The organism is Tsukamurella sp. DT100 (assembly GCF_049844855.1).
Taxonomy (GTDB): Bacteria; Actinomycetota; Actinomycetes; order Mycobacteriales; family Mycobacteriaceae; genus Tsukamurella.
Genome location: NZ_JBNCLV010000003.1, coordinates 164,727 through 190,034 on the forward strand (window position 1 = coordinate 164,727; position 25,308 = coordinate 190,034).

Below are 25,308 nucleotides of genomic sequence, written 5' to 3' on the forward strand. Positions count from 1 at the left end.
GGTCAGGCGAAGGAGGGGAGCCGCGGCGGCAGCTGCTGCAGCACCCACTCGATGGTCACCGGGTTCGGCATCGACATCGCGTTGCCGATGGTGCGGTCGATGGTGGTGACCCGGTTCTCGCGGCTGACGGCGAGGGCGCGGAAGGCGGTGTCCTCCTCGACCTTGGTGCCGTAGTCCAGGTAGACGAGCGCGTCGAGGTCGAGGACGCTCACCCGCTCCGCGGAGATCTCGGCGAAGAACTTCCCGGCCGGGACCAGCGAGGAGACGGTCTCGGGCAGTGCGAAGCCGAGCATGGTGAGCACCTGGCCGCGGCCGTCGGTGGTGGCGTACGCGTAGAAGCCCCCGTCGGACTTGGGCAGGACGGTGGCCGCCGTCTTCCCCTGATACTGCGGGTGCTGCTCCTGCGTGCGGCGCATCGTCTCCTGCGTCTTGGTGACCAGCGCGTCGCCCTGCGCGGCGCGACCGACGCCGCCGGCGATGGCGCGGACCTGGTCCTCCCAGGGCACGCCCCACGCGGCGAACTGCGCGGGCCGCCGGATCACGGGCGCGATCGCCTCGAGCCGGGAGAACGTGGCGTCGTCGAAACCGGAGTTCACGGCGACGATCACGTCGGGCTTCGAGGCGGCGAGCGTCTCGATGGCCTTGGTGTCCATCTGCGTGCCGGTGCCCAGCAGCATCTGCGGGTTCTTGCCCTGCAGCAGCGGCTTCGCCCACTCACCGACCGGTTCCTTGGCGTCCTGCGCCCACGGCGCGACGATCACGGGCACCACGCCGAGCGCGAGGAGCGTGTCCACGTCGCCCAGGCCCAGCGAGGCGACCCGCTGGGGCGCGGCCGGCGCCTCGCTCGTCGAGCTCGGGTCGACCCCCGACCCGCACGCCGCGAGGGCGAGCGAGAGCAGGACCGCGAGCATTGCCGAGACCAGACGCATACCGCCCCTTCCTTGGAATGAAGGGCAGCCTATCATTACGGTTGTGACCCTATCTGCGACTGAGGAGGCCCCCGCCGGGGGCACGCCCGCGCGACCGGAGGCGACCTCCGGCGCCGCCCGGCGCAAGCGCCGTCTGTTCGGGCTGATCCTGCTGCTCGTGCTGCTGGTGGTGACGGTGATCGCCTCGCTGGCGATCGGTTCCCGGAGCCTCGCGCCGTCGCTCGTGTGGGACGGCCTGTGGCACCGCTACACCACGGGGCCGAACCCCGCGGACCCCGAGCTGAACCAGGCGGCGATCATCATCCAGACGCTGCGCGTGCCCCGCACCCTGCTGGCGCTCATCGCCGGCGCGGCGCTGGCGCTCGCGGGCGCGCTGATCCAGGGGCACACCCGCAACCCGGTCGCCGATCCCGGCTTCCTCGGTCTCACGCAGGGCGCCGCCTTCGCCGTCGTCTGCGCGACGTTCCTCGGTGGCCTCACCCAGCCGATCCAGTACGTGTGGTTCGCCTTCCTCGGCACCGCGCTCACCGCGATCCTCGTCTTCGGGCTCTCCAGCCTGGGGCGCGGCGTCGGCTCGCCGCTGACCCTGGTGCTGGCCGGCATGGGCGTCGCGATGTTCCTCAGCTCGATGACCTCGGCGATCGCGCTCAGCGACAACGCCTCGCTCGATACCCTCCGGTTCTGGAACGCCGGCGCCGTGGTCGGCCGCGGCTACGACGTCATCCTCGTGGTCGTGCCGTTCATCGCCGTCGGGCTGCTCCTCGCCCTGGCCAACGGCCCTGCGGTCAACCTGCTGAACATGGGCGACGACGTCGCGAAGGGCCTGGGCCTGAACATCGGCCTGGCGCGCACCGTCGGCATCGCCGCCGTGACCCTGCTCGTCGGCGGCGCGACCGCCGCCTGCGGCAGCATCTCCTTCCTCGGGCTGATGGTGCCGCACATCGTGCGCTACTTCACCGGCCCCGACTACCGCTGGCTGCTGCCCTACTCGGCGCTGATGGGCGCCTGGCTGCTGCTGGCGGCCGACATCGTGGGCCGCGTGGTCGCCCGGCCGGGCGAGCTCGAGGTCGGCATCGTCGTGGCGCTCTTCGGTGCGCCCTTCTTCGTGGCTCTCGTCTGGTGGCGGAAGGCGGTCAAGGTATGAGCACCACCCTCGACACGGTCGACGAGCAGAAGAAGCCGCCGATCCGGCCCGGCCTGCGGTTCGGGAACGTCGTCTCCTTCGTGTGGCGGCCCTGGCCCGTCGCAGTCACCCTGGCCCTCGCCCTGGTGGCGTTCGTCGCCTTCTGCGCGAGTATCCGCCTCGGTGCCTTTCCGATGACCTTCGGCGAGGTCCTGCAGGCACTGACCGGCACCGGCGATTCGACGACGCACTTCATCGTCATGGAGCTGCGCATGCCGCGGGCGCTCGTCGGGCTCCTCGTCGGCGCGGCCCTCGGCATGTCCGGCGCCATCGTCCAGTCGATCGCGCGGAACCCGCTGGCCAGCCCCGACATCCTCGGCGTGACCGCCGGCGCCGGCGTGGCCGCGGTCTTCCTGGTCACCTCCACCGGCACCCTCGCCGCCACCCTCAACACCGACTTCGGGCTCCCCGTCGTCGCGGTCACCGGCGGCCTGCTGACCGGCGGGTTGGTCTACCTCCTCGCCGTCCGGGGCGGCGTCGACGGTATGCGGCTCATCCTCGTCGGCATCGCGATCACCTTCCTCATGCGCGCGCTCGTCGACTGGATGCTGGTGCGCGCCGACATCCGCGACGTGGCGCGCGCGCAGACCTGGCTCGTCGGCTCGCTCGAGAGCCGCGACTGGTCGGACGTGTGGACCGCGCTCGGCCTCGGCCTGCCCGCCGCTCTGCTGGCGCTCGCCGCAGCCTTCCCGCTGCGCGCCGTCCAGCTCGGCGACGACGTGGCGCTCGGCCTCGGCGTCCGCCTGGGCCGCAACCGCGCAGTGCTGCTCATCGCGTCCGTGCTGCTCGCCTCCGCGGGCGTCGCCGCAGCCGGCCCGATCGGCTTCATCGCTTTCGTCTCGCCGCAGTTGGCGATGCGCCTGACCCGACTGCCCACGCCGCCGCTGATCCCGTCGGCGCTCATGGGCGCGGCGCTGCTGTCGTGCGCCGACCTCGCCGCCCGCACGATGTTCTCCGTCGCGCTGCCCGTGGGCATCATCACCGCCGCCGTGGGCGGCCCGTTCCTCGTCTATCTCCTCGTCCGCCAGAACCTCAAGGGGGCCAAGTGACCACCACAGAAACCGCGACGACGGCACCGTCGCGCCTCGGCGCCCGCAAGGTCACCTCCGGCTACGGGCAGGTGACGGTCCTCGATGACCTGGACCTCGACATCCCGTCCGGCGTGGTCACCACGATCATCGGCCCCAACGGCTGCGGCAAGTCGACGCTGCTGCGCACCCTGGCCCGGCTGATCAAGCCCTCGTCCGGGCACGTGGTGCTCGACGGGAACGACATCGCCAAGCTCAAGTCGAAGCAGATCGCCACCACCATGGGCCTGCTGCCGCAGAGCCCCCTCGCGCCCGAGGGGCTCACCGTCGGCGACCTCGTCGCCCGCGGCCGGCACCCGCACCAGTCCTGGCTGCGGCAGTGGAGCTCCGACGACGCAGAGGTGGTCGACGCCGCGCTCGAGCAGACCGGCGTCCGCGACCTCGCGGATCGCGCCGTCGACTCCCTCTCCGGCGGCCAGCGGCAGCGGGTGTGGATCTCCATGACCCTCGCGCAGGGCACCGACCTGCTGCTCCTCGACGAGCCCACCACCTACCTCGACCTCTCGCACGCCCTCGACGTGCTGGACCTCGTCGACGAGCTCAGCAGCCAGGGGCGGACCGTCGTCATGGTGCTGCACGACCTGAACCTCGCCATCCGGTACAGCGACAACATCATCGCCATGAAGGACGGTGCCGTGGTCGCCCAGGGCGCGCCGGCGGACGTCATCAGCGAGGAGATGCTCCGCGAGACCTTCGGACTCCACTCCAAGGTGATCGACGATCCCGTCGCTCCCGGCCGGCCCTGCATCGTGCCGATCGGCACCCGCCGCACCGGCGAGGCGTAGCGGGGCGCCCGGCACCGTCGGGGCGCGTTCCCTAGCGGGACGTGAATCGCCCTCGCGCGCCGTGCATTCCCCACGTCCATGGACATGGGGAGGTGGCCGCCCCGCTAGGGAGCGCGCGAGCGCAGCGAGCGGGCGCGCCTCAGAACAAGGTGCGCGGGCGGATCGCGTTCGCCAGGTCGACGAGGGCGTGCCGCTGCCGCTTGCGTTCGGCGAGCGCCGCGATGTCGCGCAGCGACTTCTCCGTCGCCTTGCGCAGGCCGCGCTCCGTGAGCGCGTGGTCGAGCAGGGTGCGGGTGCCGTCCAGCCGGCCGTGCTGGTTGCGGTGTTGTACCCAGCCGAGGGCCACGCCGAGGACCAGGGCGCGCAGCTGCAGCCGGCGGAACTCGGACTTGGGCAGGGTGCGCACGCGCCGCGCCGCCTCGTGCAGCTGCGCCTCCGTGACGTCGGCCAGGTCGCGGCCGTGCACCAGCGCGACCACCGACGAGCACAGCGCGTTGTGATAGTGCCGACTGGTCGACGGCACCTGGTCGAGGATCTCGACGGTGCCCACGATGTCGCCCGCCGCACGCCTCATCCGAGCGGCGCCGAAGGCCGCAGAGATGATGCCGCGGTCGGTGCGCCACACGTTCTCGTACCGGCATCGCGCCCGGTCCAGCCAGCCTTCGGGGTCGGATTCGCCGGAGACGTAGCAGAATTCGGCGGCCACGGCGGCGGCCAGCTTGGGGGCCGCCTCGCCGGGCGCCTGGTCGGTCACCGTCTCGAAGTAGTCGTAGGCGGCCGCGTAGTCGCCCTGCATGAGAGCCGTCTCTGCGCGGTACCAGGTCACCTGCCAGCGGTGCGGCTCGCGGGAGGCGAGCGAGTCGAGCAGCGTCGTCGCCGCGTCCACCTCGCCCAGCTCCAGGTGCGCGCGGGCCTCCGCGAGATCGATCTCGACGGTGCCCGCCATCGCCTCCCGCAGCTCGGCGAGCGAGTCGAGGATCTGCGTGGGGTCGCTGCGCATGGTCAACGCGAGTACGCCGGCCGCGGGGTCGGCCGGGTTGGCGATCGGGATCGGTAGCGCCGCCAGGACTTCCGGTGCCCGCAGTCGGTCGTCGTGGACCTCCGGGTCGGGATCGACCGCCCGCAGCATCAGCTCGACGCCGAAGGTGGAGCGCTGCGGCGTGAAGACCACTGAGAGGCCGGGACGCGGCTCACCGGACTTGGTGGACAGGCACTCCCGGAGCACGCCGAGCAACTGATCGGTGAGCTCCGCCGCCGAGGAGAAGCGTTCGTCCGGGTCCTCCGCCGTGGCCTTCACCAGCAGCCGGTACAGCGAGTTGTACTTCGCGAGCGTGTCGTCCTCGGTGGGAGAGGGCAGACCGTCGACGTACCGGCCCCCCTCCATCGGCACCTTGGCGACCAGGACCGCGAGGGTGCGGCCCACCGTGTAGACGTCCGAGGCCACCGACGGCCCCGTCTTCGCGATCTCCGGCGCCTGGAAACCCGGTGTGCCGTAGATGTATCCGTAGCCGCCGAGCGGGGCGACGGCGCCCAGGTCGATGAGCTTGACGTCCTCCTCGCTGATCATGATGTTGTCGGGCTTGAGGTCGTTGTAGGCCAGGCCCAGGCTGTGCAGGTAGCCGAGGGCGGGCAGCACCTCGAGGATGTAGGCGATCGCCTGCTCGACCTCCACCTTGGCGCCCGCGTCGGCGTCGTCCGCGGCCTCGGCGAGGATGTCCTTGACCGTCTTCCCCGGGACGTACTCCATGACGATGTAGCCGATCTGGGTGCCGTCCGGATCGGGGTGCTCGACGAAGTTGTAGATCTTGACGATGGACGGGTGCGTCATCTCGGCGAGGAACCGTCGCTCCGAGACGGCGACGGCCTGCGCCTGGGCGTCGCCCGAGTTGAGCAGGCCCTTGAGCACCACGGGCCGGTCCACCACGTTGAGGTCGGTGGCCAGGTAGATCCAGCCCATGCCGCCGTGCGCGATCGCGCCCTTGATCTCGTACTGGTCGGCGACGATGTCGCCGGGCTTCAGCGCCGGCTCGAAGGAGAACCGGGCGCCGCAGTGCGGGCACGAGCCGATGAGCTGGCCGGGCTCGCCGTCGTGCGCGCGGCCGACGGGCTTGCGACAGTTCCAGCAGTACCGCTTGCCCTCCGCGATGATCGGGTTGGTGCGGATCGCCTCCGACGGGTCGACCTCGGTGATCCGAGGGATCTCGACGAGGCCGCCGCCCACGCGCCGCCGCGCCGCGACACGGGTGGTGCTCGCGGTCCGCACGGGACCGTTGCCGAACCGCGGCGTGGCCTCGGTCGCCACGGCGGGGGCGGGCGGCGGCACCGTCGTCACCTGGGTGCCGACGGGCGGCGGCTCGGTGTCGTCGAACAGGTCCACCATCGGCGCGCCGACGGTGCCCTGCTCGGGCTCCTCGTCGTCGTCGAAGGAGACGGCCTGGGCCTGCGTGTGTTCCTCGACGTCGTCAGTCATCGTGCATCACCCCTCGTACCTCGCCGCCGGCGCCGACCAGACCTGGCCGAGCGACGGCGCGAACCACTGGTTGTACAGGCGCATCCACGTCCCGTCGAAGGCCATCCGCAGCAGCACCCCATTGATGAAACGCACGAGGTCGGTCCGGTTCTTCCCGACGCCGACCGCGTAGTACTCGAGCCCCATCGACGGCCCGGTGATGGTGAGGTTCGGGTCCTGGTCCTCGAGCCCGGCGAGGATCGCGTCGTCGGTGGAGATCGCGTCCACCTGCGACTGCTGCAGCATCACGAGGCAGTCCGACCAGGAGTCCACCGCGACGACGGAGGCGCTCGGCACCAGCCGGCGCACCCGGTCGAGCGAGGTGGTGCCCCGCACCTCGCACACCCGCCGGCCGGAGAGGTCGCCGACGGTGTTGATCGGCGCGCCCCGCGGCGCGAGGATGCGCTGCTGCGCGATGAAGTAGGTGGCGGAGAAGGCCACCGACTTCGCCCGCTCGCAGGTGGCCGACATCGTCTTGACCACCACGTCGACGGTGCCCTCCTCGAGCGCCTTCTGCCGCTCGGCGGTGGAGAGGATCCGGAAGTGGATGCGGTCGGGGTCGCCGAAGATCGCGGCGGCGATCTGGTGCGCGACGTCGGCGTCGAAGCCCTTGATCTCGCCCGTGATGGGGTCGCGGAAGGAGAGCAGGTTCGAGCCGATGTCGATGCCCACCACGAGGCGGCCGCGGTCCTGGATGTCGGCCATCGTCGTGCCCGGCACCATCTGCCCCGGCGCGGGCAGGCCCGACGGGGACGGCGTGGCGGTGCACATCGACACCTCGGACGGGATAGGCGCGTCGGTCGGGACGAGGGAGCCGGAGCCGGGCACCGGCTGGACGACGCCGGTCACCGCGTCGCCGGGGGCCTCGGGGGCGGCGACGACGCAGCCCGTCGACGCCAGCGCGACGGTCAGCGCGAGGGCGATCCCCTGCAGTGTGCGGCGCATCATCGGTACTCCCTGACCCGGGGGTAGAAGCCCGCGGCGACCCCGGCGGCCGCGAGCACGCAGAGGATGAACGCGCCCGGGCCGGAGAAGGCGATCGCGAAGCGGGCGGTGTTGACGTTGTCGCGGTACAGGGTGCGGGCCCGGTCGATCGCCGCCGTGAGGTGCCCGTCGAGGGAGCGGTAGGCGACGGCCGCGGAACCGGGGTCGGTGCCGATGGCCAGCCGCGTCGCACCCAGGTAGTCGCCCGTCGCCTCGCGCGCGGCGATCTGCTGGTGCGCGGTGACCCAGCGCTGCGCGTCGGCCCGCGCCGCCTCGACCGCGGCGGCGATCTGCGGGTCGGAGTCGCCGACGGACTCGAGGTCCTTCTCCGCGCTCTGCAGCGTCTCGGCGAACGCCGACGCGGGCACGCCGCGGCCGGCGCCGCGCTGCACCAGCCCCATCGTCTCCATGGATCGGGCCTTCTGCGTCAGGGTGCGGGCCTGCGAGAGCGCGTCGACCGCGGCGGTCCCGCGCTGCTCGGCGCGCAGGGAGTAGGTCGACGAGGTGAAGCCCGCGACCACCACCCAGGTCATCGCGATCGTCAGCGCCGCGGCCGCGACGACCAGGCCCCGGTTGACCCGGCGCTGCGTGCGCCGCGCGAGATACTGGTGGGTGAGCAGCACCGACGCCAGCGCGATGCCGAGCACCCCGTAGATCGCCCATGGCGGCGAGGCGAACTGATCGTGCGTGCGGCGCAGGTTCTCGGTCTCCTCGCGGTAGAAGCTCTCCGCCGCGGGCAGCAGGGTGTCCTGCATCAGGGTGGACGCGGTCGCCAGATAGGCGGCCGCCACCGAGTTGTCGAGCCGGTTGTTCGTGCGCGCCGTCTCGACCAACCCGGTGTACACGGGCAGGTTCATCGCGATGGTGTCGAGGTTGTCGTGGGCGCGGCCGTCGTCGGCGGGCAGGCTCGTCGCGGAGGTGATGAGCGCCTTCCCCGCCGTGGCGAGGGCGACGCTGTAGCTGCCCTGGATCTCGTCGGACGGGAGGCCGCCCGCGACGAAGGCGGCGTTGGCGGACTCGTTGGCCGCCGACAGCGAGCTGTAGAGCACCTGCGCCGCGTGCGCGCGGGGCTCGTAGTCGGCGAGGTTCTGCTGCAGCACCTCGGTCCGGGACAGCTGCGCCGCGGAGGTGAACCAGCCGGCGAACAAGCACATCGTGATGAGCACGAGCGCCATGGAGACGAGCTTGCCCGGGCTCGAGGTGAAGAACTCCCGCAGTTCCGCGAATACCGAGGATTCCGGGAAGGATCGGAGGCGCAGGGACGACAGCTGCCGATTCTTCGACGCCTGGGCTGTCACCGTCTGCTCCTTCCCTGAGAGCCACCCTTCGGCCGGGGTCGGGCCACTGCGAACTTCGTGCCTTCGACCCTATCGCGAGACCCCCTCCCGAAGACGGGATGACGCGCATTGTGCGCGCCCCGAGTGGCCCCTTCGTCCGCTACGGTGGGTGTCGTGTTGGGTGACGGGAACGGCTGGGTCCGCGACCCGGACGGCTCCCGGTTCTGGGGCCGGTTCGGCGCCGCGGGTCTGTTGGCTCTGTCGCCGGACGAGAGCCGGGTGTTACTGCAGCACCGCGCGTGGTGGAGCCACCAGGGCGGAACCTGGGCGCTGCCCGGCGGAGCGCGCGACTCGCACGAGTCCGCCGCCGACGCCGCGCTCCGCGAGGCCTTCGAGGAGACGGGCCTCCCGCCCACGTCGCTCGAGGTGCTCTCCGAGGTGGTCACCGCCCGCTCGCAGGTCGGCTGGACCTATACGACGGTGCTCGCCCGTCTCGTCGAGCCGCGGGACCTCGTGCCCAACGAGGAGTCCACGGCGCTGGAGTGGGTCTCGCTGGGTTCGGTGACCGACCGCAAGCTGCACCCCGCCTTCGCCGCCGCCTGGCCGGACCTGCAGGTCCAGGTCCGCGCCCTCGCCGAGGACTGACCGTCCGTGTACGGGGTAGCGCTGTGGGCGCTGCTGCTGGTCCTCGTCGTCACCGCGGTCGTGCTGATCTTCCTCGTCCCACCGCGCTCGCGTCGCCGCGGCGAGCGGCCGCGTTCGCCCCGCCGGCACTGATGCCCACACGGCTCGTGCAAGCGCCGTCGATGGCAGGCGGTAGGCGACGTCACGAACGTTCGGCCACACCGAACGGGTTGTCGATGACGTACCTCCACCGCCCGTCCCGCCCGCGTCGAGCCACATCGGTGGCAGTTCCGCTGACGTCGACGTCGTCTCCTGCGGCGGTTCGCCCGACGATCTCCCAGTCGACGATCAGCAGCGCGAGTGCGTCGTCGAACACGTGCACCTGCTGCACCGCAATGCGGATCGGGACGCCGAGCGACTGCAGAGCGGTGTTCGCGGACCGTCGTTCGTCGCCGGTGACCGCGGCGCCTTCGCGCGGGATGAAGACCGCACTCGGCTCGTACACCCGCTCCAAAGCCGCCGGATCGCCGGAGTTGAAGGCCGCGGCGAAGACGTCCGGATGCAGATGCGGCTCGGTGGTCAGCTCGATAGCGTGGGCTGTGTGGTCCATGAGCACACGCTGGCAGCCGTTTCCGTGGCTCACCAAACGGTGAGTGCGGCAGTGGTCGACGATCTCGTCCCGGACGGTGCGGGAAACCACAGCGCGCCCTCGGACGACTGCCCGGTGGAGACCGCGCTGGCAGCGATCGCGGGGAAGTGGACGACGCTCCTCCTGCGGGAACTGAGCCGCGGCGAGCTCACCTTCGGCGGCCTGAAAGCGGCGCTTCCCGACCTCTCCGACAAGGTGCTCGCCGAGCGCCTGGCCGCACTGGTCGACCTCGGCATCGTCGATCGGATCGCCCATCGCGGCTACCCGAATCGCGTGACGTACTCGCTCACCGAGGCGGGACGCACTCTGCGGCCCCTACTGATCGAGCTCTACCGGACGGGAACCCGACTCCAGGAGCTGCACCGCGGTCGGTGAACCGTGCGGCTATCCGAGGGCGGCCTTGAGGGCGCGGGCGGCGGACTCGGGATCCTCGGCGGCGGTGATGGCGCGGACGACGACGATGGCATCCGCGCCGGCGGCGGTCACCTCGGGAACGCGGGCCAGGTCGATGCCGCCGATCGCGAACCACTTCCGCGTGGGTGCGGCCGCCGCGGTCTCGCGGACCAGCGGCAGCCCCGGCGCGTAGCGACCCGGCTTGGTGGGCGTGGGCCAGCAGGGACCGGTGCAGAAGTAGTCGACGCCCTCCTCGGCGGCGGCCGCGAGGGCCTGGGCACCGTCGTGCGTGGACCGCCCGATCACGACGTCCGGCCCGACGATCTCCCGGGCGACTGGCACCGGCAGGTCGTCCTGGCCGAGGTGCAGCACGTCGGCCCGGGCCGCGAACGCGACGTCGGCGCGGTCGTTCACCGCGACCAACGCGCCGTGCGCGTGCGCGATCTCCCGCAGCTGCGCGACGATCTCGATCTCCTGCGCGGCCTCGATCGCCCCGAACTCCCGCTCGCCCGCCGAGCCCTTGTCGCGCAGCTGCACGATGTCGACGCCGCCGCGCAGTGCAGCGGCGACGAACTCGGCCAGGTCGCCGCGCTCGCGGCGGGCGTCGGTGCACAGGTACAGGGAGGCGGAGGCGAGCCGCTCGCGGGGGGAGATCATGGCCCCAGCGTAGGCCCGGCGGAGTAGGCTGGATCACGTACACACGGGAGCTCCCGCCGCGGGGCTGAGAGTGGGGCACGTCGCGCCCCTGACCGTCAGACCTGATCCGGGTAATGCCGGCGAAGGAAGGATTCATAGGTGTGAAGAAGACTGTGACCGTCGTGGGCGGAGGCGCCGTCGGCCTCACCGTCGCCTGGACGCTGGCGCGGCGCGGGAGCACCGTCACCGTCGTCGATCCCCGGCCCGGCTCGGGCGCCTCGTGGGTGGCGGGCGGCATGATCGCCCCGTACTCGGAGGCATGGCCCGGCGAGGAGGAGCTGTACCGGCTCGGGGTCGAATCCCTGGGCCTGTGGGAGGGATTCGCGCGCGACCTGCAGCCCTACGCCGACGGTCCGCTCGTCACCTCCCGCGGCACCGTGCATCTCGCCGTCGACGAGGGCGACGCCGCGGACCTGCAGACCGTCGCCGATGCCGTCGGCGATCCCGCGGTGTTCGCGCCGCTGCGTCCGTCGGCCGCCGCCCGCGCCGTTCCCGGTGCGGCGCCGCGGATCCGGGCCGCCGCGACCGCGCCCGACGAGATCTCGGTCGACAACCGCCTACTGCACCGGGCACTCCGCGCGGCGTGCGCGGCGGAGGGCGTGGCCTTCCGCGCCGAGGAGGTCGACGGTGCCGCGGCGCTCGACGGCCTCCCGGGTGACGCCGTGATCGTCTGCGCGGGTGCGGATTCCGCCGCGCTCGCGCCGGGGCTGGGCGTGCGGCCGGTGAAGGGCGAGGTGGTGCGGCTGCGGCGCGGCCCCACCTGCCTGCCGCCCCCGACGGTGACGGTGCGCGCCCGGGTCCGCGGCCGGCAGGTGTACGTGGTGCCCCGCGCCGACGGCGTGGTTGTCGGCGCGACGCAGTACGAGAACGACCACGACCTCGGCGTGCGGATCGGTCCCGTGGTGGAGCTGCTGGACGACGCCTTCGCCGTGCTGCCCTTCCTCCGCGAGTACGAGTTCGTGGAGGTCGCGGCCGGACTGCGGCCGACGACGGCGGGCAACGTCCCCGTGATCGCGCCGCTCGGCGGCCGCGTCTTCGCGGCGACGGGGCACGGCCGCAACGGATTGCTGCTCGCCCCGGTGACCGGGGCGCGAGCGGCGGATATGGTTCTGAAGCAGGAGGTGCAGGCATGGAACTGACGGTGAACGGTGACGACCGGCAGGTGCTCGACGGGACGTCCGCGCAGACGCTGCTCGAGCAGCTCGGGCTGCCGGACAAGGGCGTCGCGATCGCAGTGAACGGCGCCGTCTACCCGCGCTCGCGGTGGGACGAGGCGCTGCCGGCCTACGCCGACATCGAGGTGCTGACGGCGGTCCAGGGTGGCTGAGCACTCCGATCCGCTGGTCATCGCCGGCCGGGAGTTCGGCTCGCGTCTCATCACGGGCACCGGCGGCAGCGCCAACCTCGAGCATCTGCGGGCCGCCCTCGTGGCGTCCGGCACCGAGCTGACCACCGTCTCGCTGCGGCGCACCAGCCTGGCCGAGGGCGGCGGCGTCCTCGAGACAATCCGCGAGCTGGGCGTCATGCCGCTGCCGAACACCGCGGGCTGCCTCGGCGCCGCCGAGGCGGTCCTCACGGCGCGCCTCGCCCGCGAGGCGCTGCACACGGATTGGATCAAGCTCGAGGTGATCGGCGACGAGCGGACCCTGCTGCCCGACGCGGTCGCCCTCGTGGAGGCCGCCGAGGAACTGGTCGCCGACGGCTTCACGGTGCTGCCCTACACCAACGACGACCCGATCCTCGCCCGCCGCCTCGCCGACGTCGGGTGCGCCGCGGTCATGCCCGCCGGCTCGCCGATCGGCACCGGCCTCGGGATCCTCAACCCGCACAACATCGAGATGATCGTGGCGCAGAGCTCCGTTCCGGTGATCCTGGACGCCGGGATCGGCACCGCGAGCGACGCCGCGCGCGCGATGGAACTCGGCTGCGACGCCGTGCTTCTCGCGTCCGCGGTCACCCGCGCCGCGGATCCGGCGGCCATGGCGACCGCCATGCGGCTCGCGGTGGAGGCCGGCCGGCTCGCCCGCGGTGCCGGCCGGATCCCACAGCGCCGCTGGGCCGTGCCCTCCTCCCCGATGGACGGCCGGATGGCCGCGGCGACGGGCTCCCGTGGCGGGGCCTGAGCGGGGCGGGCTGCCGGACGGGGCGTCGGAGGCACCGTCGGGCCGGATCCGCCGCAGCGCGCAGATCGGCGGTGTCGCGGTGCGCCACGCCGCCCGGACGGCGGGCACCCTGGCCACCGGACGGTTCCGCGACGATCGGGCGGCCCGGGACGCCCGCGACGCGACGCTCCTCGCCCTCGCCGACGACCTGGTGACGGTGCTCGGCGGCATGCGCGGCGCGGCCATGAAGCTGGGCCAACTGATGGCCGTGATCGACATCGGGATCACCGGGAGCTCGGCGCGGGAGGCCTTCGCGGAGCGCCTGCAGCCGCTGTTCCGGTCGGCGCCCCGGTGGACCGACTCCGCCATGATGACGGTGCTCGACCGGGAGCTGGGGGAGCGGCGGGGGCGCATCGTCCGGCTCGACGGGCCGATCGCGTCGGCGTCGATCGGGCAGGTCTACCGCGGCGTTCTCGACGACGGTCGCGCCGTGGCGGTGAAGATCCAGTACCCGCGGATCGACGCGATGGTCCGGGCGGACCTGAAGAACATGCGACTGCTGCTCAAGGTGTTGGGCAAGTACATCCCCGCGACGAACGCCGCGGCGCTGTCCGAGGAGATCGCCCGCCAGGTGCTCGCGGAGCTGGACTTCGTCGCCGAGCTGCGCCACCACCGCTACTTCGCCGACCTCTTCGCCGGGCACCCCGGCATCGTCGTCCCGCCGCCCGTCGACGAGCTGTGCACCGGCCGGGTCCTGGTCACGGAGTTCCTCGAGGGCGAGCCCTTCGCCGCCGCCTCCGCGCTGGACGGGCCGGCGCGGGACCGGATCGGCGAGGCCGTGTACCGCTTCTACTGCGGCGAGATGTACCGCACCGGACGGTTCTGCGCAGACCCGCATCCCGGCAACGTGCTGGTGCTGCCCGACGGTCGCGCCGGATTCGTCGACTTCGGGATGACGGTGCACCTGACCGACGAGGAGCACGCCTTCGAGCGGGACCTGTTCACCTCGCTGCTGCGCGGCGACACCGAGCGGGTGCACGACCTCGCCGTGCAGGCGGGTTTCATCGGCCGCCCGGACCTCATGGACGCCGACGACCTCGCCGAGTACATCGACCACGTCGTCGGCTGGCACCTGCGCGAGGGCACGGTGACCATCACGCCGAAGACCGCGCGCGACGCCGTGATCGCCGCGACGCTTCCCGCCGGCGGCTTCTACGACAAGTTCGAGGGCCAGATGCTGCAGGCGGAGCACGCCCTCGGCCGGCGCACCGACATGTCGACGGTGGCGCTGCTCGGCGAGCTCCGGGCGAGCGCGCCGTGGCGGGCGATCGCCTGCGAGGTCCTGGAACTGGGGGAGCCCGCGACGCCGATGGGCGTTGAGATCGCAGAGTGGCGGACTCGCCGGGAGGCCGAACCGCGATAGAATCTTCAACCATGTCGGTAACGGAGTCGGGCGTCGCGGAGGCCCCCAGGCCGCGCCGCGGCCGTCCGCCGTCCGTCGGCCTCGCCGAGCGGCGCCGCGAGGAGCTGACGGACGCCGCCTTCACCGTCTTCGCCGAGCAGGGCTACGAGCACGCCTCGGTCGCCGACATCGCCAAGCGCGCCGGCATGGGGCAGGGCACGCTGTACCGCTACGTCGAGGGCAAGCGCGAGCTCCTCGACCTCGTCTTCGATCGCTGCGTCGACGAGCTGATGACCGCCATCGCCCCGGACCGCGTCGTCGACGTGACCGCGAGCGGCGACCTCGCCGCCGCCGAGGAGATGGTCGAGGGCGTCGCCGGCCGGCTCTTCGGATTGGTCGATTCGCGGCCCGACATCCTCAAGGTGGTCATGGTGCAGTCCGGCACCGTCGACGAGGAGCTCCGCTTCCGGATCCAGGGCCTCTACCAGACCTTCGACTCGATGATGGGGCGCGCGCTCGGCCACGCCCGCGAGCTCGGGTGGATCGTGACCCGCACCGAGCACCCGGAGACCGAGACCGTCCACCTGGGGCGCCTGCTCCCGGCCCTCGGTGTGCCCGGCCTGGTGATGGCGCTGACCGCCGGCGACGATCCCGAGCGGCGGCGGGACTACGTGCGCGCCGCGGTCCGGATGTCGGCGAGCGGGATCCTGTCCGGCGAGGCGCGGGCGGCACTGCCACCCCTGGCACCGTCGGGCGAAGAGGCGCCCGCGGAGCCCGACGCCGCCGCGCCGGTGCCGGTGGCCGGACGGTCCGCCGAGCTGCTCGACGCCGCGATCGCCGAGTTCGTGGAGAAGGGCTACGCCGCGGTCGGGGTCCGCGAGATCACCGAGCGCGCCGGGGTCAGCCACGGCACCTTCTACAACTACTTCGACAGCAAGCGGCACATGCTGACGGTGCTCGTGGAGCGGAACCGGCAGGCCGTCCTCGGTCGGCTCGATCGCGTCGTGGCCGATCCGCCCGCGGCCACCGTGGAGGCGCTGCAGGCCGCGGTGTTCGACCTGAATCGGGATGTGCTCCAGGACATCGCGGAGCGACTGGACGAGTTCCGCTTCCTCGCGCTGGAAGTACCCGGCGTCGACGTCGAGGCCTTCGACACCTACCTGGTCCTGTACCGGGAGGCCGCGTCGAGATTCGAGGAGATCCTCGGCGGAGCGCTGGCAGTGGGCCTGCTGCACGAGAGTCTCGGCATCGGCGACATCGCGGAGGTGTGGCTGGGCTACATGCTCGGCACCGCGGCGGCGATGGTGAGCGACGTCGACGTGACGAGCCCCGCCGAGAGCGCTCGTGTGGTCACGAATCTGCTTCTCGGCGGGGCCCGTACGCTCTGATCGGTCAGACGCTGGCGAGGTCCTCGCCGGGGCGCGCGTCGTCGCGGTCGGCAGGCGTGGACTCGACGATGTCGTGGTCCTTGGTCTCCGCCATCAGGTAGCAGCAGAGCACGCTCACCGCGGAGAGCCCGGCCAGCATGAAGCCGACCCACAGCTGGTTGCCGTCCGCCACCCACTTCGCGGCGATCAGCGGCGGGATGGCGCCGCCGAAGATGCCCGCGAGGTTGTAGCCCAGGCCGGCGCCGGTGTAGCGGTAGCGTTCGTGGAACATCTCGGGCAGTGCGGCACCGGCCGGGCCGTAGGCGATGCCGAAGATGATCAGCGTGCCGATCAGCCCGACGGCGTACATCGGAAGGCTCTTGGTGTCGAGGATCGGGAACAGGACGAGCGACCACACCACGGCCAGCCCGCAGGAGGTCATGATGACCTTGCGACGGCCGATCTTGTCGGAGTAGATCGCCGACGCGGCGATCGCGAGGCCGAAGAAGACCGCGCCGGCCATGCCCATCGCGAGCACCGTGGTGCGCGGGAAGCCGAGGTTCTTGGTGGCGTAGTTCGTGAGGAACGCGGTGCCCATGTAGAACAGCGAGAACAGCGACGCCAGCGCACCGGCGGCGACGAGGATCTCCTTCCACTGGAAGCGGATCGCGTCCAGGAAGGGCAGCTTGGTGCGGTTGATCTCGCTCATCGCGCGCTTGCGGACCTCGGTGAAGACGGGGGTCTCCTCCACGGTCAGGCGCACCCACAGGCCGACCAGCACGAGCAGTGCGGACAGCAGGAACGGGACGCGCCAGCCGATCGTCATGAAGGCGCTCTCGGCGTTCTTGGTGTCACCGGCGGTCAGCGTGAACAGCAGGAACGTGCCGCTGGAGAGGAAGAACGCGAACGACGGGCCCAGCTGCGGGAACATCGCGTACAGGCCGCGCTTGCCCTTCGGGGCGTACTCGGCGGTGAGCAGCGTGGCGCCGGCCCACTCGCCGCCCACGGCGAAGCCCTGGAAGAAGCGCATCACCACGAGCAGCACCGGCGCGAGCGTGCCGATGCCGTTCGGGAACAGCCCGAAGACGCCGGTCTCGCTACCGGGCAGCAGGCCGATCATCACCGTCGCGGCGCCCATGATGAGCAGCGTCCACACCAGGGTGCGCTTGCGGCCGATCCGATCGCCGAAGTGCCCGAACAGGATCGCGCCGACGGGCCGGGCGAAGAAGGCGACCGCGAAGGTGGCGAACGAGGCCAGCGTCGCGACGCCGGGGCTCATGTTCGAGAAGAAGATGGTGGGGAACACCAGGGCGGCGGCGGTGCCGTAGATGAAGAAGTCGTAGAACTCGATCGTGGTTCCGATCGAGCTGGCCATCGCCACCCGGCGGAGCCGGGCTTTCGGGACGGCGGGGAGTTCGGGTGCAGTCACGTGCGCTCCTCGGGTCGGTGAACCCCACGAACGGTAGTGACCGCGGTCACACCCCCGATACCCCCGAAAGGGGGTAGACGGTGCCCGGGCCTACGGCAGGAGTCCGAGGCTGCGGGCGCGGGTGACCGCCTCGAACCGGGTGCTCGTGCCCAGCTTCTGGCCGGCGCTGCGCAGGTACGCCTTGACGGTCTCCGCGCTGATCGACAGGCGCTGCGCTACCTCGGCGTTCGTGCAGCCCAGGGCCACGTGGGCGAGGGCGTCCAGCTCGCGGGCGGTGAGCGGACGCTCGGGCCGGGCGGCACCGCCGGACGGGCGGCCGAGGTCGGTGATCCGGCCGCACGCCGATTCGAGGCGGGTCCGCACGGCACCGTCGGTGATCTCCCCGGCGAGGGCGCGGAGCTCGGAGAAGACCTCGCGCAGGAGCTCCCGGTCGACGCCCCCGAGGGCGGAGCGCTCCGCTGCGGCGGCCTCGGCGAACTGCATCCGCCGCTCCACCTCGTCGCGCACGCGGAGCTCGTAGGCGAGATCGCGGACGGTGCGCGCGACGGCGCCCAGGACCGCATCGCCGAAGGTGGACTGCCGGTGGTCTGCGGCGTAGAAGACGGCCCGCACCACCCCGTTCACCGCGAGTGGGACCGCGACCATCGAGCGCAGGCCCTCCGCCTGGACGTGGGCGTGGTAGTGCTGGGTGATCCCGGCGGTGCCGTAGTCGGCGACGGCGGTGGGGCGGCCGGTGCGCAGGACGTGCCCGCCGAGGCCCGCGCCGCGCGCGACCGGGAGGCCGTTGAGCGCGGGGGTGCGCAGCCCGACGCCGCCGCCGAGGACGACGTGGTCCTCGTCGACCAGGCCGACGAAGGCGACCGGAAGTTCTGTGCGCGTACGAATGGTTCGCAGGGCGGACCGGGTGACGTCGGCGTCGATCGTGCTGGCGGTCATCGGTCTCTCCGGGGTCACAGCGGGTGATTCATCATCGCATGACCGGTTCGTCCGTGTGATGGGAACCACAGCCGGGCGGCGTCAGCAGGGCGCCGCCGGCAGGGCCCCGAGCTGCGCGCGGACCGTCTCCGCGAGCCGGGTGAGTGCGTCCTTGCCGGATGCGAACGAGCCGTCGGCGGGCCGCGCGGACAGCATGAGCCCGGTGTAGCCGCGCGGCGTCTGCACGACGGCCAGCTGTCGGACCACGTAGGCGCCGTCGGTGCCGGGGCCCCAGCCGCCCTTCACACCCACCGACTGCGCGCCGCGCAGACCGAACGCGCCCCACTGCTGGTTCGCGTCGACCTCACGCATGAGTCCGGCGGCGATCCGGCCCGACGGCGAGCAGGGGAGGCGGGCGGCGAAGGTCGCGGCGGGGCCGTCCTCCCAGAGGGTCTGGCCGAAGGCGGAGTACTCGGGGCGCACCTTGCTGGACTGCACCACGGTCTGCGCGTCGCCGCCCTCCCGCAGCACCTGCTGCACCGCGAGGCCGGCCTTCGCGGGCGGGCCGAGGGAGTCCCAGATCGCCTCCGCGGCGGCGTTGTCCGAGTGGGTGATCGCGGCACGCATGTCCGCGGTGGCGGTGGGCTTCTCCGCCCGCTCGAGCGCCGCCATGACCAGCGGCACCTTGGACGTCGACCATGCCGGGAAGCCGGTGACGTTCCCGGCGGTCACGACGCGCCCGTCGCCCGCGACGGCGATGCTCGCCTGTCCGGGGATCCGCTCGACCGCCCGGTTCAGCGCCGCCAGCAGTGGATCCGCGGCGCGCGATGCGGCACTCGACGACGGTCCGACGGGCGCGCCGGAGCGCGCGCTCGCCGCGTCGTGCGGCGCCTCGGACGATGACGGAGTGGTGGAGCCCGCGTCGCCGACCGTGCACGCGGCGGAGCAGAGCGCGACCGCGAGAAGCGCTGCGGCCCTAGTAGATGTAGACGATCGCATTGTTCCCTCCCCGGCACGTCACGACGTTCGTCGTGCCGGTGCACGACATGGCGATCGATCCGAGGTTCGTCGCGTTCGGGCTCACCCCCGAGACCGATCCGGATTGGGGCGCGGTGAACTGCGCGCGATAGGCGGCCGCGATGACGTTCGCGAAGCCGCACGAGGTGTAGGGCTCGCCGGGGACGCCGCTGCCCCTGTCCGCGGCGACCGTGCCGAAGACCGCGCTCGTACTCCCGACGCAGACCTCGACGTTCGGCGGCTGGGCGGCCTTCGTCACCGTCGGCGTGGCCGACGGTGACGTGGTCGTGGTGGCCTCGGAGGTGGGCGCGACGGTGGTCGTCGTCGCCGCGACGGGCGTCGACGGTCCGCCGCCGCCCAGCAGGACGACGGCGGCGACGATGCCCGCGACCAGCAGGATCGCGCCGACCGCGAGTGCGGGGATCAGTATTGGACTGCGTCGCGGCGCTGCCGCGGCGGGCGGGTACGCGGCGGGCGGCGCGTAGCTCGGGGTGACGTACCGCGGCTGCCCACCCGAGGACGGCCCGCCGTGCGGGTACGAGATCTGCGTGGGCAACGGCGCGGACGGCGGGCCCGCCGCGCGCGGCGCCGAGGGCACCGTCGTCGTGGTGCCCCAGCTCTGCGGCGTGCTCTGCAGGGCGGCGGTGGCGGCCCGGGCGAGCGAGCCGCAGGTGGGATACCGATCCTCCGGACGCTTGGCCATGCCCTTGGCGATCACGGCGTCGAGCGCGACGGGGACGGGGCGGGGCGCGTCGACCGACGCGCGGGGCGGCGCCGAGAGCAGGTGGTGCCGCATCATCTCGGAGATCGAGCTCGCGGCGAACGGGGGCCGGCCGACGAGCAGCTCGTACAGGACGCAGGCGAGCGAGTAGACGTCGCCCGCGGGGGTGGCGCCGCCACCGTCGAAGCGCTCCGGGGCGGCGTAGGCCTGCGAGCCGACGAACAGGCCGGCGGAGGTGAGCCGGTCCGCGTCGCCGACCACGACCAGGCCGAAGTCGAGGAGGTACGCGAAACCCGACGGGGTGACCTGGACGTTGGCGGGCTTCACGTCGCGGTGCACCAGGCCCTGTAGATGCGCGGAGTCGAGTGCGGAGGCGACCTGTGTCACCAGGTCGACGGCCCGCTCGGGCGGCAGTGGCCCCGCGGCGACGAGCTCGGCGAGGTTGCCGCCGTCGACGAGGCGCATGTCCAGATAGAGGGTGCCGTCGATGTCGCCGTAGTCGTGGATCGGGATGACGTGGGGGTCCGACAGCCGCGCGGCGGTCCGCGATTCGTTCGTGAAGCGCTCGCGGAATCCGGGATCCTGCGCGACGCCGGCATGCAGCAGCTTGAGCGCCACGTCGCGGCCCTTGACGGTGTCGTGTGCGAGGTACACCTCGCCCATCCCGCCGCGGCCCAGCAGCCGCACCAGCCGGTACGGGCCGAAGGTCGTGCCCGCCCGGTCGCTCGTCGAGTCCCCACTCATCGCTCGCCCCCTCCGCGGAGTCCGGTCGGGCCGAGTCTATGGCCGGGCGCGCGTCACGGCGGCGCGGCCGAAGAATTGTTAGCGTGAATCCATGATCGAAGTCGCGGGTTTGACCAAGACCTACGGGGCCGTGCAGGCGGTGAACGACCTGTCGTTCGCGGTGCGGCCCGGTCGCGTCACCGGGTTCCTGGGGCCGAACGGCGCGGGCAAGTCGACGACGATGCGGTGCATCCTCGGGCTCGACCGCCCCACCGCCGGGCGCGCGACGATCGGCGGCAGCGAGTACGGCGCCATCGACCGTCCGCTGACGAAGGTGGGCGCGCTGCTCGACGCGAAGTGGGTGCACCCCAACCGGACCGCGCGCGACCACCTGCGCTGGCTCGCGGTCGCGAGCGGCATCCCCACCGGTCGCGCCGACGAGTGTCTCGCGGCCGTCGGCCTCACGGACGCCGCGCGGAAGAAGGCCGGCGGCTTCTCGCTCGGCATGGCGCAGCGCCTCGGCATCGCCGGTGCGCTGCTGGGGGATCCGGGGGTCCTCCTCTTCGACGAGCCGGTGAACGGCCTCGACCCCGAGGGCATCGTCTGGGTGCGTACCTTCATGAAATCCCTCGCGGCACAGGGGCGCACCGTCTTCGTCTCCAGTCACCTGCTCGCGGAGATGGCCCTCACCGCGGACGACGTGGTGATCGTCGGCCGGGGGCACCTCGTGTGGAACGGCACCATGGCCGACTTCATCGCGCAGAACTCGGAGCACACCGTGCGCGTGCGGAGCCCGCGCGACCGCGAGCTGGCGCAGGCGCTCACGTCGCGCGGCCTCGCGGTCGACGCGGCGGCCGAGGCCGCGCCCGGTGGCGGCGGGCGGACCGTCCTCACCGTCCGCGGCACGACGAGCGACGCCGTCGGTGAGATCGCCGCGGCGGAGGGGCTGCCACTGGCCGAGCTGGCCCCGCAGAGCAGTTCACTGGAACAGGTCTTCATGCGCCTCACGGGCGGAGCCGTGGAGTACCGCGGAACGGGAGGCATCGGATGATCGTCCGCGCTGTACAGGCCGAGTTCGTCAAGCTCGCGACGGTCCGCGCCACCAAGTGGCTCCTCATCGGATCGTCGGCGGCGGCGCTGGCCATCACCGTGATCGTCGCGCTGGTGGTCCGCAACATCGGGGAGACCATCGACGACATCGGCGTGGTCGCCCTCGCGCCCCTCTCGGGCTTCGCGGCACTGCCCGGTATCGCCATCACCTTCGCCGGGGTCATCGGCGTCCTGTCGGTGACCACCGAGATCCGGTACAACACGCTGCGGACGACCTTCCTCGCCGTCCCGAACCGGTGGATCGCCCTGCTGGCCAAGACCTTCGTGGTCGCCGTGGTGTGCGCCGTGACCTACGCCGTGGCGATGGTCGTCGCGGTCCTGCTGTTCGGCGTGATCGTGGACGGATCCCCGGTGGAGGTCCTGCGCTCCGGTGCGGGCTCGTTCCTCGCCTTCCCGATCGGGACGGCCTTCGCGGCGGTGCTGGGCGTGGCGGTGGGCTGCGCGCTGCGGAACGGCGCGGGTGCCATCACCCTGCTGCTGGGCTACCTGTTCGTGGTCGACAACGTGATCACGACGATCCCGCAGACCCGGGAAGCCGGGCCCTACCTGCCGCTGTCGAACCTGCAGAACTTCATGGGCGTCCTCTTCGACGAGAGCTTCCCGTGGGGCGCGCCGGTGTCCTTCGTGTACCTGGTCGTGGTGATCGGCGCGCTGTGGGCCGGGGGTGCGGCGCTGGTCGCGCGACGTGACGCATGACTCATTGCGCCTTCACATCGACGCAGCTCACAGGGTCCATGTAAGCATCGCGTGAACGTTCGTCGCCGCCCCTTTTCCGCTGATCGTTCGCAGTGCTACATAGGAAGGGTGACCGTCGAGAGCGCCGCCCCGCCGACCGCCCCGGACGCGCCCGTGCGGGACCCCGCGCCGGGGCTCGTGCGGCGCACCGTCGGGCGACGGGGCGTGCGGTACGTCGCGGTCCTCGTCGGGGCCTGGCTGCTGGCGGAGGCGATGGGGCTGTTCGGGGTCCCCGCGCCCGCGCTCCTCGCGGCGCTCGTGCTGGGTGCGACGCTGCGCATGGCGATCGGGCGGGAGGTCGCCGTCCCCGCCGAGGTGAGCCGGTGGACGCAGGCGTTCATCGGCGTCATGCTGGGCGGCTACCTGAATCTGGAGGCGATGCGGGCCGTCGGTCCTGTGCTCGCGCCCTTCCTGGCCATCTCGGTCCTCACCGTCGTCCTCTCCGTCGCCGCAGCCTGGGTGCTCAGCAGGTGGGTCTCCGGGCTCGACCAGCGCACGGCGACACTGGGCCTCATGGCCGGAGGCTCCTCGGCGGTGGTCACCCTCTGCGACGAGCTCGGAGCGCGCAAGGACGTCGTCGGCGTGATGCAGTACTCGCGCGTGCTGCTGGTGAGCCTCACTGCGCCGTTCGTCATGGTGGGCCTGGCCGGCGGCGCCACGGCGTCCTCGCAGTCCTGGCTGCTCGACCTGCAGATCGTGGGGCGCGGCGACCAGGTGGCGGGCCTGTCCACGGCCTTCGTCTTCGCGCTGGCGGGCATGTGGCTCGGGCGCAGGCTGCACCTGCCCGGCGGCGGGCTGATCGGGCCGATGCTCCTGGCCGCCGTGATCGGCGGCGCCGAGCTCACGCGCGGCTTCGCGCCGCAGGGCGCCTTCAAGGAACTGCTGCTCATCGTCGTCGGGCTGGAGGTCGGGCTGATGTTCGACCGGCGCCTGCTGCGCCGGTTGGCGCACCTGCTGCCGGCGATCGCGGGCGGCATCGTCGTCCTGTGCGGGCTGGTCGCGCTCCTCGCCGCCGCAGCGGCGTACCTGACCGGGGTGCCGCTGGCCGACGCCTACCTCGCCACGACCCCCGGCGGTATCAACGCGGTCGTCGCCAGCGCGACCGGCAGTGCCGAGGCCGATATGGCGCTGATCGCGACGGTCCAGAGCCTGCGGCTCATCATCGTGGTGCTCGCGCTGCCGTTGGTGGTGGCCGCGATGAACAGGTAGACGGGCCTCAGGAACGCTCGCGCAGCCGCCACGACGCGTTGACGGGGCCGTGGCCGGCGCCGACGGGGTAGGCGGCCGCGAGGGACCGGGTGACCCACTCCTTGCCGAAGGCCACGGCCTCCGGGACGTCGTAGCCGTGCGCGAGCGCGCAGACGGTGGCCGCGCCCAGCGTGTCGCCCGCGCCGTGGTCGTGCCGGGTCGCCAGGCGCGGCGCCTCGAACTCGAGGAACTCGGCACCGTCGTACAGCACGTCCGTGCTGGTGGACGCGGTCCGCAGGTGGCCGCCCTTGACCAGGGCCCAGCGCGGCCCGAGGGCGTGCAGGGCGCGCGCGGCGTCGCGCTGCGTGGCCTCGTCGACGACGTCGATGCCGGTGATGAGCCGCACCTCGTCGAGGTTGGGGGTCACCAGGTGCGCGAGCGGGAACAGGCGGCGCAGCAGGGTCTCCAGCGCCTCCGGCGTGAGCAGCGGGTCGCCGTGCTGCGACGCGCAGACCGGGTCGACGAGGAAGGGGATGTGCGCGCCGATCCCGAGTTCCTCGGCGGTGTCGGCGATCGCGTCGATGATCCCCGCGGTCGCGAGCATGCCCGTCTTCGCCGCCCCGATCCCGATGTCCTCCACCACCGCCCGGATCTGGCCCGCCACGGTCTCTGGCGGGATCGGGTGGAAACCGGTGACGCCCAGGCTGTTCTGCACCGTGACGGCGGTGATCGCGCTCGTGCCGTGCACGCCGGCGAGCGCGAAGGTTCGCAGGTCCGACTGGAGTCCCGCGGCGCCGCCCGAATCCGAGCCCGCGATCGTCATCACCCGCACGGGGGTCTCGCCGTCCGCGGGCAGGGGGAGGAACTGCATGGGGTGAGGATACCGCCGGGAACCGGCAGGTCGGCGGGTGCGTCCGCGCGGAAAAGGCGTTGCGGGCGCAATCGCCCGCTCCTATCCTCGACCTGCTCGCCACGCCCTGACGACCGGAAGGAGGTGCGGTATGAGCACGTTCGTCCCCGCTCCGCCGGTGCGGGTCTTCAACGCCGACTACAGCCCGCTCGACGCGGTGCACTGGCAGGACGCCGTGGGCATGATGCTGCGCGAGGTCGCCCTCGCCCTCGAGCCGCACGACCCGCCCAGGGTGCTGCGCTCCCCGAGCACGGTGATCGAGGTGCCCAAGTCGATGCTGCTCGTGCGGTACGCGGCGGTTCCCTACCGCCGCACCGCCGATCACGCGAGCCGGTCCGAGATCCTGCGCCGTGACGACTACACCTGCCAGTACGCGGGCTGCTCCGCGCGGGCCACGACGATCGATCACGTCTTCCCGCGCTCCCGCGGCGGCGGCAACACGTGGACGAACCTCGTCGCTTGCTGCGCGGAATGCAACCACCGCAAGGCCGACCGCACGCCGGCCGAGGCGGGCATGCGCCTGGTGCGCGAGCCCTTCCGCCCCGCGGCGGTCTGACCCCCTGCTCCGATTG

Annotated in this window: 25 protein-coding genes, 1 pseudogene and 1 riboswitch; of the genes and pseudogenes, 15 read left to right on the forward strand and 11 right to left on the reverse strand. The window is 72.4% G+C overall.

Annotated elements, in window-relative coordinates:
* Nucleotides 1-2 precede the first annotated feature (2 nt).
* Nucleotides 3-929 carry an ABC transporter substrate-binding protein gene (locus ACLQ3K_RS07940; protein ID WP_425998389.1) on the reverse strand — a complete coding sequence of 309 codons (927 nt, stop codon included), beginning with the start codon at nucleotides 927-929 and terminating at the stop codon, nucleotides 3-5.
* 43 nt (nucleotides 930-972) lie between these two features.
* On the opposite strand from ACLQ3K_RS07940, the gene ACLQ3K_RS07945 reads away from it, so the two are divergent.
* The 3 genes and pseudogenes from ACLQ3K_RS07945 (at nucleotide 973) to ACLQ3K_RS07955 (ending at nucleotide 4,020) form a co-directional block, all read left to right on the forward strand.
* Nucleotides 973-2,073: a FecCD family ABC transporter permease gene (locus ACLQ3K_RS07945; protein ID WP_425998391.1), complete on the forward strand. Its 1,101-nt coding sequence runs from the start codon at nucleotides 973-975 to the stop codon at nucleotides 2,071-2,073.
* Nucleotides 2,070-3,161: a FecCD family ABC transporter permease gene (locus tag ACLQ3K_RS07950; protein ID WP_224645288.1), complete on the forward strand. Its 1,092-nt coding sequence runs from the start codon at nucleotides 2,070-2,072 to the stop codon at nucleotides 3,159-3,161. The genes ACLQ3K_RS07945 and ACLQ3K_RS07950 overlap by 4 nt, the downstream gene beginning before the upstream one ends.
* A pseudogene (locus tag ACLQ3K_RS07955) lies at nucleotides 3,158-4,020 on the forward strand (ABC transporter ATP-binding protein). The gene ACLQ3K_RS07950 and the pseudogene ACLQ3K_RS07955 overlap by 4 nt, the downstream one beginning before the upstream one ends.
* A 104-nt stretch (nucleotides 4,021-4,124) precedes the next feature.
* Here the strand turns inward: ACLQ3K_RS07955 and ACLQ3K_RS07960 are convergent.
* The 3 genes from ACLQ3K_RS07960 to ACLQ3K_RS07970 are packed head-to-tail and all read right to left on the reverse strand — an operon-like array spanning nucleotide 4,125 to nucleotide 8,776.
* Nucleotides 4,125-6,455 (reverse strand): serine/threonine-protein kinase, encoded by a 2,331-nt coding sequence (locus tag ACLQ3K_RS07960; RefSeq protein WP_336670957.1) that lies wholly within the window; start codon nucleotides 6,453-6,455, stop codon nucleotides 4,125-4,127.
* 6 nt (nucleotides 6,456-6,461) lie between these two features.
* Nucleotides 6,462-7,442, reverse strand: coding sequence for a glutamate ABC transporter substrate-binding protein (locus tag ACLQ3K_RS07965; RefSeq protein WP_336670958.1), 981 nt, complete (start codon nucleotides 7,440-7,442; stop codon nucleotides 6,462-6,464).
* Nucleotides 7,439-8,776 carry a hypothetical protein gene (locus ACLQ3K_RS07970; protein WP_224645284.1) on the reverse strand — a complete coding sequence of 446 codons (1,338 nt, stop codon included), beginning with the start codon at nucleotides 8,774-8,776 and terminating at the stop codon, nucleotides 7,439-7,441. The genes ACLQ3K_RS07965 and ACLQ3K_RS07970 overlap by 4 nt, the downstream gene beginning before the upstream one ends.
* Nucleotides 8,777-8,929: 153 nt before the next feature.
* On the opposite strand from ACLQ3K_RS07970, the gene ACLQ3K_RS07975 reads away from it, so the two are divergent.
* Nucleotides 8,930-9,400 carry an NUDIX hydrolase gene (locus ACLQ3K_RS07975; protein WP_224645283.1) on the forward strand — a complete coding sequence of 157 codons (471 nt, stop codon included), beginning with the start codon at nucleotides 8,930-8,932 and terminating at the stop codon, nucleotides 9,398-9,400.
* A gap of 6 nt (nucleotides 9,401-9,406) precedes the next feature.
* Nucleotides 9,407-9,532: a hypothetical protein gene (locus ACLQ3K_RS07980; RefSeq protein WP_255602884.1), complete on the forward strand. Its 126-nt coding sequence runs from the start codon at nucleotides 9,407-9,409 to the stop codon at nucleotides 9,530-9,532.
* 49 nt (nucleotides 9,533-9,581) lie between these two features.
* Here ACLQ3K_RS07980 and ACLQ3K_RS07985 read toward each other — a convergent pair whose 3' ends face one another.
* Nucleotides 9,582-9,989 carry a YybH family protein gene (locus ACLQ3K_RS07985; RefSeq protein WP_425998395.1) on the reverse strand — a complete coding sequence of 136 codons (408 nt, stop codon included), beginning with the start codon at nucleotides 9,987-9,989 and terminating at the stop codon, nucleotides 9,582-9,584.
* Nucleotides 9,990-10,028: 39 nt separating this feature from the next.
* On the opposite strand from ACLQ3K_RS07985, the gene ACLQ3K_RS07990 reads away from it, so the two are divergent.
* Complete coding sequence (locus ACLQ3K_RS07990; protein WP_425998397.1) at nucleotides 10,029-10,403, forward strand: winged helix-turn-helix transcriptional regulator; 375 nt, start codon at nucleotides 10,029-10,031, stop codon at nucleotides 10,401-10,403.
* 9 nt (nucleotides 10,404-10,412) lie between these two features.
* Here ACLQ3K_RS07990 and thiE read toward each other — a convergent pair whose 3' ends face one another.
* The gene (thiE, locus tag ACLQ3K_RS07995; protein WP_224645280.1) at nucleotides 10,413-11,078 is read right to left on the reverse strand and encodes a thiamine phosphate synthase; all 666 of its coding nucleotides are present in this window, start codon (nucleotides 11,076-11,078) and stop codon (nucleotides 10,413-10,415) included.
* Between the two features lie 33 nt (nucleotides 11,079-11,111).
* Nucleotides 11,112-11,223: riboswitch (TPP riboswitch) on the forward strand.
* On the opposite strand from thiE, the gene thiO reads away from it, so the two are divergent.
* The 5 genes from thiO (at nucleotide 11,219) to ACLQ3K_RS08020 (ending at nucleotide 16,009) form a co-directional block, all read left to right on the forward strand.
* On the forward strand, nucleotides 11,219-12,256 hold the full coding sequence (thiO, locus tag ACLQ3K_RS08000; RefSeq protein ID WP_425998399.1) for a glycine oxidase ThiO: 1,038 nt from the start codon (nucleotides 11,219-11,221) through the stop codon (nucleotides 12,254-12,256). (Overlaps the previous riboswitch by 5 nt.)
* A complete protein-coding gene (gene thiS / locus ACLQ3K_RS08005) occupies nucleotides 12,247-12,444 on the forward strand; it encodes a sulfur carrier protein ThiS (RefSeq protein ID WP_425998401.1) in 198 nt (65 codons plus the stop codon). Before thiO ends, thiS begins: the two co-directional genes overlap by 10 nt.
* Nucleotides 12,437-13,240, forward strand: coding sequence for a thiazole synthase (locus ACLQ3K_RS08010; RefSeq protein ID WP_425998403.1), 804 nt, complete (start codon nucleotides 12,437-12,439; stop codon nucleotides 13,238-13,240). The genes thiS and ACLQ3K_RS08010 overlap by 8 nt, the downstream gene beginning before the upstream one ends.
* On the forward strand, nucleotides 13,227-14,642 hold the full coding sequence (locus ACLQ3K_RS08015; RefSeq protein WP_425998405.1) for an ABC1 kinase family protein: 1,416 nt from the start codon (nucleotides 13,227-13,229) through the stop codon (nucleotides 14,640-14,642). Before ACLQ3K_RS08010 ends, ACLQ3K_RS08015 begins: the two co-directional genes overlap by 14 nt.
* 11 nt (nucleotides 14,643-14,653) lie before the next feature.
* Complete coding sequence (locus ACLQ3K_RS08020) at nucleotides 14,654-16,009, forward strand: TetR/AcrR family transcriptional regulator (RefSeq protein ID WP_224645275.1); 1,356 nt, start codon at nucleotides 14,654-14,656, stop codon at nucleotides 16,007-16,009.
* Between the two features lie 4 nt (nucleotides 16,010-16,013).
* Here ACLQ3K_RS08020 and ACLQ3K_RS08025 read toward each other — a convergent pair whose 3' ends face one another.
* From ACLQ3K_RS08025 to ACLQ3K_RS08040, 4 genes are all read right to left on the reverse strand, one after another.
* Nucleotides 16,014-17,363, reverse strand: coding sequence for an MFS transporter (locus ACLQ3K_RS08025; protein WP_425998969.1), 1,350 nt, complete (start codon nucleotides 17,361-17,363; stop codon nucleotides 16,014-16,016).
* A 144-nt stretch (nucleotides 17,364-17,507) separates the two neighbouring features.
* Nucleotides 17,508-18,353 (reverse strand): LuxR C-terminal-related transcriptional regulator, encoded by an 846-nt coding sequence (locus ACLQ3K_RS08030; RefSeq protein WP_224645274.1) that lies wholly within the window; start codon nucleotides 18,351-18,353, stop codon nucleotides 17,508-17,510.
* An 81-nt stretch (nucleotides 18,354-18,434) separates the two neighbouring features.
* The gene (locus tag ACLQ3K_RS08035; protein WP_425998408.1) at nucleotides 18,435-19,331 is read right to left on the reverse strand and encodes a hypothetical protein; all 897 of its coding nucleotides are present in this window, start codon (nucleotides 19,329-19,331) and stop codon (nucleotides 18,435-18,437) included.
* Nucleotides 19,309-20,814: a serine/threonine-protein kinase gene (locus ACLQ3K_RS08040; protein WP_425998410.1), complete on the reverse strand. Its 1,506-nt coding sequence runs from the start codon at nucleotides 20,812-20,814 to the stop codon at nucleotides 19,309-19,311. Before ACLQ3K_RS08040 ends, ACLQ3K_RS08035 begins: the two co-directional genes overlap by 23 nt.
* Nucleotides 20,815-20,905: 91 nt before the next feature.
* On the opposite strand from ACLQ3K_RS08040, the gene ACLQ3K_RS08045 reads away from it, so the two are divergent.
* The 3 genes from ACLQ3K_RS08045 (at nucleotide 20,906) to ACLQ3K_RS08055 (ending at nucleotide 23,847) form a co-directional block, all read left to right on the forward strand.
* Nucleotides 20,906-21,844, forward strand: coding sequence for an ABC transporter ATP-binding protein (locus ACLQ3K_RS08045; protein ID WP_425998412.1), 939 nt, complete (start codon nucleotides 20,906-20,908; stop codon nucleotides 21,842-21,844).
* Nucleotides 21,841-22,599, forward strand: a complete 759-nt coding sequence (locus ACLQ3K_RS08050) for a hypothetical protein (protein WP_425998414.1) — start codon at nucleotides 21,841-21,843, stop codon at nucleotides 22,597-22,599. The genes ACLQ3K_RS08045 and ACLQ3K_RS08050 overlap by 4 nt, the downstream gene beginning before the upstream one ends.
* A 108-nt stretch (nucleotides 22,600-22,707) precedes the next feature.
* Nucleotides 22,708-23,847: an AbrB family transcriptional regulator gene (locus ACLQ3K_RS08055; protein WP_425998416.1), complete on the forward strand. Its 1,140-nt coding sequence runs from the start codon at nucleotides 22,708-22,710 to the stop codon at nucleotides 23,845-23,847.
* 7 nt (nucleotides 23,848-23,854) lie between these two features.
* On the opposite strand, the gene thiD is transcribed toward ACLQ3K_RS08055, so the two are convergent.
* Nucleotides 23,855-24,697: a bifunctional hydroxymethylpyrimidine kinase/phosphomethylpyrimidine kinase gene (gene thiD, locus ACLQ3K_RS08060; protein ID WP_425998418.1), complete on the reverse strand. Its 843-nt coding sequence runs from the start codon at nucleotides 24,695-24,697 to the stop codon at nucleotides 23,855-23,857.
* 130 nt (nucleotides 24,698-24,827) lie between these two features.
* Between thiD and ACLQ3K_RS08065 the strand changes: the two genes are divergently transcribed.
* Nucleotides 24,828-25,292, forward strand: a complete 465-nt coding sequence (locus ACLQ3K_RS08065; RefSeq protein ID WP_425998420.1) for an HNH endonuclease — start codon at nucleotides 24,828-24,830, stop codon at nucleotides 25,290-25,292.
* The last annotated feature ends 16 nt before the right edge of the window (nucleotides 25,293-25,308 follow it).